The sequence below is a fragment of the Arenibacter palladensis genome (assembly GCF_900129275.1).
Taxonomy (GTDB): domain Bacteria; phylum Bacteroidota; class Bacteroidia; order Flavobacteriales; family Flavobacteriaceae; genus Arenibacter; species Arenibacter palladensis.
This window is the reverse complement of sequence record NZ_FQUX01000002.1, coordinates 539,798-553,453: the sequence shown is the minus strand read 5'-3', so window position 1 is coordinate 553,453 and position 13,656 is coordinate 539,798. Positions and strand designations below refer to the sequence as shown.

Genomic DNA, 13,656 nt, shown 5'->3' with positions numbered 1-13,656 from the left:
TTGCTTTTTGGTTTACATTAAAATTATATTTAACATGGTCTTACTTTTATCATTCGTCTCCTGCCATTCCTTTTCAGGGACCGACCTACTGGTTATACCGCCTCCAACATAAACTTTGACCCTATTTCCCAAGATCTGCATACATCTTAAATTTACAAACAAAGAGGTTTTGTTCTTTATGGTCCTATAGGCCATATTTTCCTGATTTCTTCTTTTGGAATGCCTTCGGATATCCTCCTTAAGGTTTAGCTCCCCTAAAAATCCGGTATAGAATTGCCGTTCATAGTTCTCATTTTTCAAAATAAACGCTTTGGCGGCATTTTTGGGCAGTCCACAAACGGCCGGCGTTGGGTGTAGGACATCTATAATATCTATGAGTCTGGAATTGTTCATATTTCCGGAAACGGATGATTTAATATGCCAAAGATTTCCAGCTTTAAAGGACATGGCCTCTGATACTTCTAGGGAGGAAACCTTGTCTTCCAGTGAGTTATGGATAAATTGGGTCACCATCTCCTGCTCTTCCAGTTCTTTTTCTTTCCAAATTGGTGCTTCGCCAACCTTGTGTAATTGGGTACCAGCCAAGGACATGGTCTTGAATTTATTGTTTTCGGTTTCTAAAAATATTTCGGGTGTGGCGCCCAACCACATCCCAATTTTTGGGTGGAACCAGATATAGCAAAAGGCCTTTGGATATTGGTAGAGCAAATCGCGAAACATAACAAAAGGAGTCTTGGAGGTCTCTACTTCTATATTTCTGGATAGCACTACCTTTTTTAGATTTCCCGAATCAATGTTTTTGATTGCCCTTTCTATTATTTCAAGGTAAAAATCTTTATCGGAGTCTTCATCCAATGCAGGGAAAATTGGGTTTTCGGTATCTTTGGATCCCAATTCCAAGGCTTCATCAAAAGCCTCATCCTTTTTTATTAGCACTGCAGGCATTACCCCATCGAAGGGAGCGAACACAAAGCCGCTTTCAGTATAGTCCGAAACATAATGTAATTCCTGGTCATTTTGAAAAATCACCTTTACTTCAAGCTCGTTGGGCTTTCTATAGGCGACAAAAGGCAGACCTTTAAGGAACTGTTCTTTAATAAGATCCAAAAAACCTAAGGACATACTATTTTTTAGATAAGGCAATGGTGGTAAGTTTGCAAATTGAAATTAAGTTTCCATCTTTATCGGTGACTTTAATATCCCAAATCTGTGTGGTACGCCCTTTATGTACCACCTCTGCCCTAGCGTAAACATCCCCCTCCCTGATGCTCTTCACATGGTTGCCGGATATTTCCAAACCACGAACAAAAAATTCTTTGGTATCCAAAAAAATATGGGAAGCCATACTGCCTACACTTTCGGCCAACGCCACCGTTGCCCCTCCGTGCAAAACTCCGTCCGGTTGGTGAACCTGCGGGGTAACAGGCATTTTTGCCACTAAATAATTCTCTCCCACATCTATATATTCTATATTCAAGGTTTCCATTAAAGTAGCCTTGTTGGACTCATTACAAATTTTTAGAATTTTCTCTTTGTATTCGTTCATGAACTATTTTTTTGTAAAATTAAGCATTAGAAATTCAACAATAGAATTACTTTATCCCTTATCCCAAAATTTATGGAACCAGAAGAAAAACAAATTTCATATACTTCCACCAACACCTATAGTACCATGAATACGCTAAACACAAGCACCAAGAATGTTTGGATAGTTTTTCACGGGATAGGATTTTTGAGCAGATATTTCATTAAATATTTTAGTGAACTGCCTAAAGAAGAAAATTATATTATTGCCCCGCAAGCACCCTCAAAATATTATTTAAACAAGGATTTTAAGCATGTTGGAGCTAGTTGGCTTACCAAGGAAAAAACGATGTTGGAAACGACAAACGTTCTAAATTATTTGGATAATCTGTTTGCATCGGAAAACATACCGGCCCATTGCCAGCTAATTGTATTGGGATTTTCCCAAGGGGTGTCCATAGCTACCCGTTGGACAGCGAAAAGTAAAATTAACCTTGACCAATTGATTTTGTATGCAGGTGGTATTCCGGAAGAACTAACTCCGGAAGATTTTAAATTTTTACTTGCCGGAAATGCCAAGGTTAAGTTGGTGTTGGGCGATAATGATGAATTTATAACGGAGGTCCGACTAGAAAAAGAGAAGGAAAAAATGAATTCCCTTTTTAGCGGAAAAGCCGAATTGATTAAATTTGATGGCGGACATGAAATAAAAAAGAATGTCTTAATTGGCCTAATTGAATGAAAAGCTTTACCCCTATCCTAGAAAACGATTTGGTGAAACTGACGCCACTTTCGTTAAGTAACTACCATTATTTGATTCCTATTGCTGGTCAGGAAAAACTTATTGAATATTCCCCGTCTAATATTGGGACTGCCGAAGCTCTAAAAAAGTATGTGGAACAAGCGTTGGAGAAAGAAAGAAATTCTGCGGCCATGCCCTTCATTATCTATGATAAAAGGAGTGAAAAGTTTGCAGGAAGTACCCGATTTATGAATATCGACCAAAAAAATAAGGTTCTTGAGATTGGGTCAACATGGATAGGAAGGGAATTTCAAGGCACTGGTCTAAATGGTCAGGCAAAACTTCTAATGCTTGATTATGCTTTTAATGAAATGAATTTTGAAAAGGTTGAATTTAGGATTGACGAGCGTAATATTCGTTCCCGTAAGGCAGTTGAAAAATTGGGGGCGAAATTGGAAGGCATATTGCGTAAAAACGTTTACCTATTGGATGGATATAAACGAAATACCTGTTGCTATGGCCTTCTAAAGGAGGAATGGAGTTGATTTTTTGGAATGAAGTATTTACGACTTGATTTCCTGGACCTGTATAGGTTCCTTTTCGTAATATTGAATCTTTCTGGTTTTATAGGTGTTGTCCGGGGTAATGATCTGTTTTATCCAGTTGCCGGATTCATGGCTATCGTATTGGTAAATAAATTCTTGGGCACTTACAGATTTACCTTTCGCTGTTTTTAATGAAATTAGCATTCCCTTGTCATTATACGTATAGGTCATACTCTCTGTGGGGATAAATGTTTTTTTACCATCGTTGTAAACGAACTTTTTTTCCGATATCAGTTTGTTATTACTGTCATAAGTTTGTTCCAGCGCCTTCTGAGGTAGACCTTCCAGAAATTCCTTGGAAAGAATCAATTTGTGGACCGTATTGTCCTTCCCCTTTATTTTTGAAGTCCTGATAGATTTAAATATGATATCGTTTAAATAATATGTTTCCGTAACCTCACCTTTGTATACTTCATATTTTAGTGCAGTTTCGTCAATACCGCTATCATTGATACGTTTTATGGTGGAGAGCTTCCCATCCTCGCCATAGTTGTATTCATACTGATCCAAGAACTCCTTGTTATACGAAATTATTTTTTCGGTAATCTTTTTGCCATCTGTGGTGTCCAATTCATAAAAATTGGCAATGGAGGTGTTCTTTACAAATATACCGTCCCTATAATTCTCTATTCGTTTTTCCAATAGTACGGATCCATCCAATTTATAAATTGTTATGTCATAATCTGTATCGTTATAACGGGTAACAGCCTTTGTTAGAAGTCCTTCTTCATTAAAGGTATATTCCTCCTTACCGTAATCGGTCGCAACCAAACAGAATTTAACCGGTCCTTTTAAATCAAAATCTTCAACGGAAAAAATCTTTATTTCCTGGGCCAACAGTTCTATTGGAGAGGCTATGCCCAATATCAAGGAAGTACACAAAACAAAATGGACTAAGTAGTTCTTCATCATATGCCAAAATTAGTCTATAAAAAGTCATAATAAAAACAAAATGGTACTAAACAAAATAAGAGCATGGAGCTTTGGTTTTGTTGGGTTCCAAATGTATTATGATCTCAATCACAAAATGTAGACACTAAGGTAGCAAATTGGAAGTTTTTGTTGAAATTGAAGATGGGTTACAAATTGGGGTTAACCATTGCAATTATGATTTAGGGCTTGTTTTTTAAGCATTCGGACTTTGCTTGCAATCAACCCAATACCTAAAGATTTATTGTTTGACTTTTTCCTTTTTTTGAAAATTTGCTAAATTCTCCTGCGCCCTAAATTTTACAATTTTCGCGATTAATGCAAAAGGCAAGGGTTGGTTTAGCGGAAATTGAACCGAGCCTTTCCCTTGCTTATACGGAGCCAATTCTTTTTCAAATTCTTTATGGCCCGTTGGGGTAGCATAGAATCCGATATGATTTTGATAGGCAGCGAAGTACACCAACATTCCATAATACTTATAGGCCGGCATCTTGTAACTAATCGTTTCTTCAGCCTCAGGGGCCGCTTTAAGGATGGTGGTCCGCAATTTTTCCAAAACCTCCTGTACCGATACTGGACAATTGGCAATGTATGTTGTGACATCTTCCGCACCGGTATTTAATTTAGCATTTGACATTATATTTTATATTAAATGGAAAGATTATATTGTTTATCATAATTAATTGATTTTCAAGTATTTGAATATTTAATAAGAATTGGGTAGGTCTGGTCTAAAACCTTTGGAAATTGACCTATCACGACTGGTTTTCGTTGAAACTTATCATCCAACGAATGCCAAACTTATCAATGAAACTTCCAAAATAATCGCCCCAAAACATATCGGCCATGGCCATTTCCACCTTACCTCCTTTGGATAACCCATTGAATAAACGATCAGCTTCCTGTCTACTTTCGGGAGCCAACATAATGTATGTCTGGCTGCCCGCTTGTAAAACATGTCCGGCAGATGGCATAATATCCGAAGCCATTAACAAAGTGTCTTTGCCTATGGGCAATGCAATGTGCATGGTACGATTTTGATCTTCCTTGGAGAGTTTATCTCCATCCGGAACTTCGGACATTTTCATATTTGCCAGAAACTCCCCTCCAAAGACAGATTTATAGAAATTAAAGGCTTCTTCTGCCCTACCATCAAAATTTAAATAAGGATGTACTTTCATAAATATGGGAATTAGGTTTACAGTTTTAAATATAAAATCCGTGCCAGTTATGGTTTGTTACTTGTATGGTGAACATAACCGGCAACTGTGGGTTTCGGGGAAAGATATCATAAAGATAATTCAAAAATGTAAATTATTAAGTGCCGGAAATAAGTGGATTTTTCCAAAATATTGGTAATATGGCAACTTTACAAAATTGAACAAAATTTGATTAAAAAGCCTATTGGCCATCTATGGATAATGCAAAGTTTTTTAGGTGAATAACTGTTTTGAAAATCCATAAAAGTCTTTCTTTGGGTTCATAATTTTAAGCGTTTAATGGTCTTAGGCCTTATTCTATTTGGGCTGGGCGATTTATAATAATTTAGATTTACTTTTAGTATAACATGCTGTATATTTGTTCCTTATAAAATGCCAAACACTAACCATAGGCATTAAAGTTTTTAATATTCCTGTTGCAAAAGGGAGCAGGGAAATTTTGGCTATTCCTTTCTTGTGGATTGTAGCCAACTTTAATATTATATGGTGGTTTGTTTAAATTTCGACCATGAAAAAAACTAAATTAAAATGCATTTTAATAGACGACTCCACGGTACAACGCCGTGCAGTGGCCAAAATAATAAAGGAACACTCCAAGCTTGATCTTATAAATGAATACGATAATGGTGTAGATGCCAAGAATGACATCGGCAGCAATATTGTGGACTTAATTTTTTTGGATATTGAAATGCCAGGTTTCAACGGCTTCGAATTCCTGGAATCCTTGGAACATAAACCACAGGTTATTCTTATTTCAGGCAACCCCAATTATGCTATGAAGGCCTTTGATTATGACGTTACCGATTATTTACAGAAACCAGTGGATAAAACCCGATTTGATGTTTCCATAAGAAAGGCGATCAACAAATATGAACTTGAAAATGCGGAGGAGATAGAGCTGGAATATATTTATGTTAATAGTAACCTCAAAAAAACTAAATTATTCCTGAACGAGATTTTATGGATAGAAGCTTATGGGGATTATGTGAAGATTATTTCCACGGATAAAAAGACTTTAATACTCTCTACCATGAAGGCCTTTGCCAAACAATTGCCCAAGGATAAATTTCTTAGAATACACAAATCCTATACGGTTAATTTGGAAAAGATTGAAAATTTTAACGGTTCCACGGTAGAAATAAACGAACAGGTTATTCCTTTAAGTAGACATAAAAAAGAGGCTTTGATCAAAGCCTTGGTGGTAATAGAATAAGGTTTGCCAAAAAGTTGTTTAAGTCTTCCTAATTGGAAGACTTATTTTTTTTATCTTTACTAGAGAAATGAGCAAATTATTTTCCATAACGCTGTCTGTTTTATTACTCTTCCAAAGTTTTAATTTGGATATGGTAGATGTTGCCCAGATCGATGACTTCCTTACCCATGCTGAGTTTCATAAACAGAAATACGGGGATAATTTGTTTGTTTTTATTTCCAAACATTACGGGGAACTTAAAACGCAACACGATTTGGAACACAGGGAAGAAAAGAAGGATCACGAAGAATTGCCCTTCAATCATCAAACCTGTTCCCATGTTTCCACTGCCTTTGTAATGAACGGTGCTGATTTTATGGTGCCTAAAACCCCTCAAGTTGCAGATACCACTTCAAACTTTTTTTATCAAGAGTCCTATTGCCAAATAGAAAATTCCGATATTTTCCAACCTCCCAAGACCGCATAATTCACTACTGATTAAAATCATTATTTAACAAGCTGTTTTGCAATAGCTTGCAATCTTTTTATCAAATGAATTATGTTATCCAATATTATACAATTTAGTATAAAGAACAAATTGATTGTTTTTTTGCTTACATTATTTATTATAGGTTTTGGACTGTATTCCTTAACCCAAATACCCATTGGGGCTGTTCCCGATGTTACCAATAATCAGGTACAGGTAATTACCACCTCCCAGAATTTGTCTACTCAGGATATGGAGCAATTCATAACCTATCCCGTGGAACTGGAAATGGCCAATCTACCCGGGGTAATTGAAATTAGGTCGGTGTCAAAATTTGGACTTTCGGTGGTCACCATTGTTTTTGAGGACAATATGGGAACTTTTTTGCCCCGACAGTTAATTTCCGAAAAATTAATCTCGGCCTCCGAGAAAATCCCCGCAGGTTTCGGTACTCCCCAAATGGGCCCTATTACCACTGGTCTTGGAGAAATTTATCAATACATTCTGGACACCAAGCCAGGTTATAAGGACAAGTATTCCGCTATGGACCTGCGTACCATTCAGGATTGGGTGGTGAAGAGGCAACTTTCGGGAATTCCAGGTGTGGTGGAGGTGAATACTTGGGGCGGCTATTTAAAACAATATGAAGTAGCTATAAACACTCAAAAGCTTCACGCCATGAATATTACCACTGCCGATATTTTTACGGCCTTGGAAAAAAATAACAGCGTTTCTGGAGGTGGTTATATCGAAAAAGTAAACCAGGCCTACTTTATTCGGGGCGAAGGGCTTATATCTTCGCTTGAGGATATAGAGAATATTGTAGTTAAATCAACGGGCAATCTCCCTATATATATTAAGGACGTAGCCGAGGTTGGTTTTGGCAGTGCCACCCGTTTTGGGGCTATAACGGGAAATGGTGAAGGAGAAAAGGTTTTGGGTCAGGTAATGATGCTAAAGGATGCCAATTCCAAAAAGGTTATCGACGCAGTCCACGAACGTATAGACCAAATTTCCAAGACCTTGCCTGAAGGTATTTTTATCAATGGTTTTTTGGAACGTAGCGAGCTCATTCAAAAAACAACCTTTACTGTGGCAGAGAACCTAATCCTTGGTTGTTTGATCGTAATTTTTGTGGTTGTCCTCTTGTTGGGAAATCTTCGTTCTGGGTTGGTAGTGGCGTCCGTTATCCCACTTTGTTTGCTATTTGCGCTTTCACTAATGTATATTTTTGGGGTAGATGCAAACCTTATGAGCCTTGGAGCCATAGACTTTGGTATCATTATAGACGGTGCGGTAATTATTGTTGAGTTCATAGCCTATCAAATAACCGCTAAGAAGGGAGAATTACAATTGCTGGGAACAAGGGCCCAACAGCAGCTAAAAAATGAAATCACCTTTAATGGCGCTTCCAAGATGATGAACTCGGCCATTTTTGGGCAGCTCATCATACTCATTGTATTCATTCCTATACTTTCCTTAAGTGGTGTTGAGGGGAAAATGTTTAAACCCATGGCGCTCACCTTTAGTTTTGCCTTAATAGGTGCCATGATTTTATGTTTTACATATGTTCCGGTGGCCGCCTCCATTTTTATAAAACCATCTACCAAGTCCCCAAAAAACATTTCGATACGTCTGATGGATTTTTTAAATAGATCTTATGACCCCATTATTCGTTGGGCACTCGCTAAGAAAAAGTTAGTGTTGGCTATTTCATTTTTGCTATTGGGAGGTTCTATATACTTATTTACCACAATGGGTGGAGAATTTGTGCCTACCTTGGACGAAGGGGACTTTGTAATACAACCCGTTTTGAAAACAGGGACCTCTTTGAGCGAAACTGTTGAAATTACCACCAAGATAGAACAGATTCTACTTGATAATTTTCCAGAGGTGAAACAAGTGGTCACTAGAATAGGTGCGGCAGAAGTACCTACAGACCCTATGTCTATGGAGGAGAGTGATGTTATCATCATCTTGAAATCCAAAAAGGAATGGGTATCTGCAGAAAGCAAGGATGAACTTGCTGACAAATTCAAGGAAGCGTTGGGAGTGATTCCGGGGATGGAGGTAGAATTTACCCAGCCTATTGAAATGCGGTTTAACGAGCTTATCACTGGAGTCCGCGCGGATATTGCCATTAAAGTTTTTGGTGAGGACCTGGAAATCCTAAATAAAAAAGGAAATGAAATAAGAAACCTAATTCAGAATGTAGAGGGTGCAGCAGACATAACGGTGGAGAAAATTGCAGGACTTCCGCAAATGAACGTAAAATTCGACAGGGCTAAGATTGCTAGATATGGTCTTAATATTGCCGATTTAAACAGCCTTATCTCTATGGGGTTTGCCGGTACCAATTTGGGGAGCGTCTTTGAAGGGGAAAAGCGATTTGACCTAACCCTGAGGTTGGATCTGAAAAGTAGACAGGATATTTCCAATTTAAGGAATTTGTATGTGGACACCCCTAATGCCGGTAAGATTCCCTTGGGAGAGTTGGCTCAAATCTCCTATACCACGGGAGCGGCCAAAATATCTAGGGATGATACAAAACGTAGGATCGTTGTAGGTATCAATGTGCGGAACAGGGACCTTCAATCGGTAGTGGATGACGTTCAAAAGCTGATCGAAACAAATATAAAACTACCTACGGGCTACACCATCACTTATGGGGGGCAGTTCGAAAATTTGCAAAGTGCCAAAGACCGACTGAAAATTGCAGTGCCAGTGGCTTTGGTCCTTATTCTGATATTGCTCTATTTTGCCTTTAATTCCATCAGGGAGGCTTTAATTATCTACTCGGCCATTCCCCTGGCAGCTGTTGGCGGCATACTTCTTTTATTTGTTAGGGACATGCCGTTCAGTATCTCTGCCGGAGTTGGTTTTATAGCTCTTTTTGGGATTGCGGTTCTGAATGGAATTGTATTGATTGAACATTTTAAGGAATTAAAACATGCAGGTATGGAAGATTCGGACGAACTTATTATTCAGGGGGCAAAAGATAGGCTAAGAGCGGTTTTGCTAACCGCATCCGCTGCAGCGCTGGGATTCCTTCCCATGGCTATTTCCACAAATGTTGGCGCAGAGGTACAGAGGCCTCTCGCCACAGTGGTAATCGGCGGGCTTATAACCGCTACTATATTAACATTGGTGGTATTGCCCATACTCTACTCTATTTTTCACTTGAAAGATAAAAATGAGCCCCTAAAATCCAAGATCAATGCAAAGATCCTGAGTTTGATAATCCTATTCTTTGTTGGCGTTAGTGGTGTTCGGGCACAGGATGAAGGACTCAATTTTGATGAAATACAGGACTTGGCCTTAAGTAACAATTCTGGTCTAAGGGCATCCAAACTTAAGGTGGATGAATCCAAAGCGCTTATAGGCAGTGCCTTCAGTTTTGATAAGACAGATCTATACTATCATTACGATCAGAATAACATAGCCTTTAACAATAAGCCTTTGGAAGTATTTGGTGTACAACAGAACTTCCTGTTTCCAACCGTTTATTTTGCGGAAAAAGGTGTTAGCAAGGCCAGTTATTTTATGGAAAGAAGTAGTTATGAGCGCAAAAAACGAATCCTGGAGCAGGAACTGGCTTCCAATTATCACGCATTGCAATACGCTAGGCAGAAGGAAAAGACCTATAGCGAACTAAACGATTTGTATGAACGATTTTCCTATTCCGCCCAACGCAGGTTTGAACTTGGAGAAAGTAATTATTTGGAAAAAATAACAGCTCAGGCCAAACAAAGGGAACTACAGACGATTTACACAAAAGCGGTTGAAGATGCCCACTTGGCATATCAAGAACTAATTAAAACGGTGCAACCAGATTCAACCCTCATCGTTAAGACGATGCCTATGGAAAAGCTTCAGATATGGGATGTAAATATTGAAAATAACGCCGGGATGTCATTTTTTGAAAATAGAACAAAAATGTTCGATGCCAAAAGTTCTCTGGAACAGCAGCATTTATTACCGGATCTGAACTTCAATTATTTCCAGGGAACCAATTCCACTTTGGGAGAGAACCTTTATGGTTTTCAAGTAGGGATTAAGATTCCGTTATTTTTTAGTGGTAATGCCTCCAAAATTAAGGCGGCTAAAATAGCCAAGGATGTATCCCGGGCAGAAGCAGAGGATTACACAGTTCAGTTAAGGGCCAAATACCTGGCACTGTTGGGGCAATTGAAAAAGTATCAAGAAGTGCTTTCCTATTACGAAACGGAAGGTCAAGGACTTGCTGATGAAATTATAAAAACGGCGACACTAAGTTATCAAGGCGGGGAAATAGACTTTTTTCAGTATATCCAAAGTATGGAAAATGGCTATAATATTACCCTCAGTTATTTGGAGAATCTAAATGCCTACAATCAAACGGTCATTGCCATCAATTATTTAAACTTATAAAAAAAAATACTATGTCACGATTACTATATATACTTCCTGTAACAATCCTCTTCCTGAATTTATCGGCTTGTGGGGATTCAATCGAAAAAAACGTCGGTACCAGCAATAGTGCGGACAATGAACCAAATGCAAATAGGATAACCATTTCCAAAGCCCAGTTTGATGGGGAGAGCATGGAGTTGGGACATTTTAGTCTACAAAACTTTCCAGTGGAGGTAGAGGTTACGGGGACTATAGACGTTCCTCCGCAAAACAAAGCAATAGTAAGTGCCTTTATTGGCGGTTATATAAAGAGGACTCCCCTTTTGATAGGTAATAAAGTAAAAAAAGGACAGCCCTTACTTACGCTGGAAAATCCCGAATTTGTGCAAATGCAACAGGAGTATCAGGAAAGCTTTGAACAGCTTAGTTATCTTAAATCCGAATTTGAACGCCAAAAAAGTCTGGTGGCCGAGCAGATAACTTCGCAAAAGAATTTTCTAAAGGCAGAGAGCGAATACAAACGGAATCTCGCAAGATACAACGGGTTCCGAGAGAAACTAAAAATGTTGAACATCTCCCCCGAAAATGTTGAAAAGGGCATTTTGGTGTCGGAGGCAACCATTTTTGCCCCAATAGATGGCAGTATAACCAAAGTGAATGTTAGTAAAGGAATGTATGTTTCCCCTGCCGATGATATTATGGAAATTGTAAACACAGATCATATTCATTTGGAATTATCCGTCTTTGAGAAGGATATCATGAATATCAAAAAAGATCAAAAGATACGTTTTAAGATTTCGGAGGCTTCAACGGAATTTTATGAAGCCGAGGTATATTTAGTGGGAACCTCTATTGATGCGGATAGTAGAACGGTAAAGGTCCACGGGCATTTGCACGATGATGAAAACCACAATTTTGCCGTTGGTATGTTTGTGGAAGCGGCTATTATCACCTCTAACAAAAGTATTAATGCTTTGCCCAACGAGAGCATTGTAATTCAGGATAATAATCAATACGTTTTATCCTTGATCTCCGAAGGGAATGAAGGGTATGTTTTTGAAACCAAAGCGGTTGGCGTTGGGGATAGTTATAATGGATATACCGCCATTACCGAAATGGGCGACTTAAAGGATAGCGATCAGGTTATTGTTAAAGGAGGATTTAATTTGCTGGGTGAGACTGGAGGAAGCGACCATTAAATAATTTTAATGTTTGTCAGCGCTGATAGCAGTCCAAAACATTAAATTCCAAATCATGAAAAAGAATATGTATATCCGATTTCATGATTTGGAATTTTGTTTTTGTTCTAAGATCTAGAATCGTCTATTTGGGGAAAATCCGGTTATATCCATAGAAGTTTTTCTTTCCGATAATATTTCCGATACCAATTTTCCGGTCACTGGTCCAAGACTCCAGCCCATCATGGCATGTCCTGTTGCCACGGTTAAATTTTTTAGGTTGCTACTCTTGCCAATATAGGGTAGTCCGTCTGGCGATACGGGGCGCAGGCCACTTTTGGCATCCGCTTTTTCTGCTTCACTTATTTTTATTTCCGGATAGAATTCGGAGGTGGCATTTGCAATGGCTTCAACCCTTTGTTTTCTAATAACATCGTTGATTCCCGAAAATTCCATGGTACCTGCAAAACGGGTATATTCTGTCATCGGTGTTACCGCTACCTTGGCCTCCATCAAAATGGCTGGAATAGTTATGCCTGTGGGTCTAGGTACATTTATCCGATAGCCCTTCCCTGCCTGAATAGGAAGTTTTATATTCATTTTCTTGGATAAATTATCGCTCCAAGAGCCTGCTGCCAAAACAACTTCTTCTGGGGAGTATTCATTTTTGTTGGTAGTTACCTTGCTTATTCGTGCATTTTCCATGGCAAGATCGATAACCTCTTCATTGGTCTTAATAGTTACCCCGCTCCTCTTTAAATAATCCAGCATTTTTTTCATGAATTCCGTCGGAGTGGTATGCCCGTCACATTCATAATGGACAGCTCCCTTAACGTCCATGGTAACGTTAGGTTGAAGTAGGTCCAGCTCTTTTTTGTTCAATGAGCTAACCTCCAAGCCTAAGAAAGAAGCTTTTTCAGCGACTTGCATTTCGTGTTCGCCTTCCTTTTCGGTTTTATATAACATTAATAGGCCCTTACGTTCCAATTGAAAATCACCTAGATCTCCTGAATTCTTTATGGAGGTAAAGAGTTCCCTGCTAATTATATTTATTTCCTTGATCAAAGGTATGGCCAAGGCTACTTTTTCTTTAGTGGAAGATTTATGAAAATACCATGACCATTTAAAAAAATCAGTATCCCAACGGGGTTGCATATAAAAAGGACTGGACGAATTGAACATCCATTTAATTCCTTTTGAAATCATTCCCGGTGAGGCCAAAGGAATAATATGGCTTGGGGTAATATACCCAGCGTTGACAAAAGAAGCTCCGGATGTAATATCCGATCTGTCCAGTACGGTAACCTTATGCCCCTCTTTTTGTAAATAGTAGGCAGAACAGAGTCCTACAATTCCCCCACCTATGATCAAAACATCTTTTTCCAT

Annotated in this window: 12 protein-coding genes; 6 read left to right on the top strand and 6 right to left on the bottom strand. The window is 38.6% G+C overall.

Features of this window, described 5'->3' with window-relative positions:
• Window positions 1-12: 12 nt before the first annotated feature.
• Both BUA60_RS08330 and BUA60_RS08325 read right to left on the bottom strand, forming a co-directional pair.
• On the bottom strand, window positions 13-1,122 hold the full coding sequence (locus tag BUA60_RS08330) for a chorismate-binding protein (RefSeq protein ID WP_072861287.1): 1,110 nt from the start codon (window positions 1,120-1,122) through the stop codon (window positions 13-15).
• Between the two features lies 1 nt (window position 1,123).
• Window positions 1,124-1,546, bottom strand: coding sequence for a PaaI family thioesterase (locus tag BUA60_RS08325; protein WP_072861286.1), 423 nt, complete (start codon window positions 1,544-1,546; stop codon window positions 1,124-1,126).
• A 72-nt stretch (window positions 1,547-1,618) separates the two neighbouring features.
• On the opposite strand from BUA60_RS08325, the gene BUA60_RS08320 reads away from it, so the two are divergent.
• Together BUA60_RS08320 and BUA60_RS08315 are read left to right on the top strand one after the other, a co-directional pair.
• Window positions 1,619-2,266, top strand: coding sequence for an alpha/beta hydrolase (locus tag BUA60_RS08320; protein ID WP_072861285.1), 648 nt, complete (start codon window positions 1,619-1,621; stop codon window positions 2,264-2,266).
• Complete coding sequence (locus tag BUA60_RS08315) at window positions 2,263-2,811, top strand: GNAT family N-acetyltransferase (RefSeq protein ID WP_072861284.1); 549 nt, start codon at window positions 2,263-2,265, stop codon at window positions 2,809-2,811. Before BUA60_RS08320 ends, BUA60_RS08315 begins: the two co-directional genes overlap by 4 nt.
• A gap of 18 nt (window positions 2,812-2,829) precedes the next feature.
• Here the strand turns inward: BUA60_RS08315 and BUA60_RS08310 are convergent, their stop codons facing one another.
• From BUA60_RS08310 to BUA60_RS08300, 3 genes are all read right to left on the bottom strand, one after another.
• On the bottom strand, window positions 2,830-3,783 hold the full coding sequence (locus tag BUA60_RS08310; protein WP_072861283.1) for a hypothetical protein: 954 nt from the start codon (window positions 3,781-3,783) through the stop codon (window positions 2,830-2,832).
• 259 nt (window positions 3,784-4,042) lie between these two features.
• Window positions 4,043-4,438, bottom strand: a complete 396-nt coding sequence (locus BUA60_RS08305) for an iron chaperone (RefSeq protein ID WP_084532540.1) — start codon at window positions 4,436-4,438, stop codon at window positions 4,043-4,045.
• Window positions 4,439-4,556: 118 nt separating this feature from the next.
• A complete protein-coding gene (locus BUA60_RS08300) occupies window positions 4,557-4,982 on the bottom strand; it encodes a VOC family protein (RefSeq protein WP_072861282.1) in 426 nt (141 codons plus the stop codon).
• Window positions 4,983-5,529: 547 nt separating this feature from the next.
• Here BUA60_RS08300 and BUA60_RS08295 point away from each other — a divergent pair.
• From BUA60_RS08295 to BUA60_RS08280, 4 genes are all read left to right on the top strand, one after another.
• Window positions 5,530-6,234 carry a LytR/AlgR family response regulator transcription factor gene (locus tag BUA60_RS08295; RefSeq protein WP_072861281.1) on the top strand — a complete coding sequence of 235 codons (705 nt, stop codon included), beginning with the start codon at window positions 5,530-5,532 and terminating at the stop codon, window positions 6,232-6,234.
• 67 nt (window positions 6,235-6,301) lie between these two features.
• Window positions 6,302-6,700: a hypothetical protein gene (locus tag BUA60_RS08290; protein ID WP_072861280.1), complete on the top strand. Its 399-nt coding sequence runs from the start codon at window positions 6,302-6,304 to the stop codon at window positions 6,698-6,700.
• A gap of 72 nt (window positions 6,701-6,772) precedes the next feature.
• The gene (locus tag BUA60_RS08285) at window positions 6,773-11,110 is read left to right on the top strand and encodes a CusA/CzcA family heavy metal efflux RND transporter (protein ID WP_072861279.1); all 4,338 of its coding nucleotides are present in this window, start codon (window positions 6,773-6,775) and stop codon (window positions 11,108-11,110) included.
• An 11-nt stretch (window positions 11,111-11,121) separates the two neighbouring features.
• On the top strand, window positions 11,122-12,291 hold the full coding sequence (locus tag BUA60_RS08280; protein ID WP_072861278.1) for an efflux RND transporter periplasmic adaptor subunit: 1,170 nt from the start codon (window positions 11,122-11,124) through the stop codon (window positions 12,289-12,291).
• A gap of 114 nt (window positions 12,292-12,405) precedes the next feature.
• Here the strand turns inward: BUA60_RS08280 and BUA60_RS08275 are convergent, their stop codons facing one another.
• A complete protein-coding gene (locus BUA60_RS08275) occupies window positions 12,406-13,656 on the bottom strand; it encodes an NAD(P)/FAD-dependent oxidoreductase (protein ID WP_072861277.1) in 1,251 nt (416 codons plus the stop codon).

Excerpts from the sequence above, each read along its gene's own strand:
- BUA60_RS08330 (WP_072861287.1), bottom strand. The coding sequence starts at position 1,122 with ATGTCCTTAGGTTTTTTGGATCTTATTAAAGAACAGTTCCTTAAAGGT.
- BUA60_RS08325 (WP_072861286.1), bottom strand. The coding sequence starts at position 1,546 with ATGAACGAATACAAAGAGAAAATTCTAAAAATTTGTAATGAGTCCAAC.
- BUA60_RS08320 (WP_072861285.1), top strand. The coding sequence starts at position 1,619 with ATGGAACCAGAAGAAAAACAAATTTCATATACTTCCACCAACACCTAT.
- BUA60_RS08315 (WP_072861284.1), top strand. The coding sequence starts at position 2,263 with ATGAAAAGCTTTACCCCTATCCTAGAAAACGATTTGGTGAAACTGACG.
- BUA60_RS08310 (WP_072861283.1), bottom strand. The coding sequence starts at position 3,783 with ATGATGAAGAACTACTTAGTCCATTTTGTTTTGTGTACTTCCTTGATA.
- BUA60_RS08305 (WP_084532540.1), bottom strand. The coding sequence starts at position 4,438 with ATGTCAAATGCTAAATTAAATACCGGTGCGGAAGATGTCACAACATAC.
- BUA60_RS08300 (WP_072861282.1), bottom strand. The coding sequence starts at position 4,982 with ATGAAAGTACATCCTTATTTAAATTTTGATGGTAGGGCAGAAGAAGCC.
- BUA60_RS08295 (WP_072861281.1), top strand. The coding sequence starts at position 5,530 with ATGAAAAAAACTAAATTAAAATGCATTTTAATAGACGACTCCACGGTA.
- BUA60_RS08290 (WP_072861280.1), top strand. The coding sequence starts at position 6,302 with ATGAGCAAATTATTTTCCATAACGCTGTCTGTTTTATTACTCTTCCAA.
- BUA60_RS08285 (WP_072861279.1), top strand. The coding sequence starts at position 6,773 with ATGTTATCCAATATTATACAATTTAGTATAAAGAACAAATTGATTGTT.
- BUA60_RS08280 (WP_072861278.1), top strand. The coding sequence starts at position 11,122 with ATGTCACGATTACTATATATACTTCCTGTAACAATCCTCTTCCTGAAT.
- BUA60_RS08275 (WP_072861277.1), bottom strand. The coding sequence starts at position 13,656 with ATGGAAAAAGATGTTTTGATCATAGGTGGGGGAATTGTAGGACTCTGT.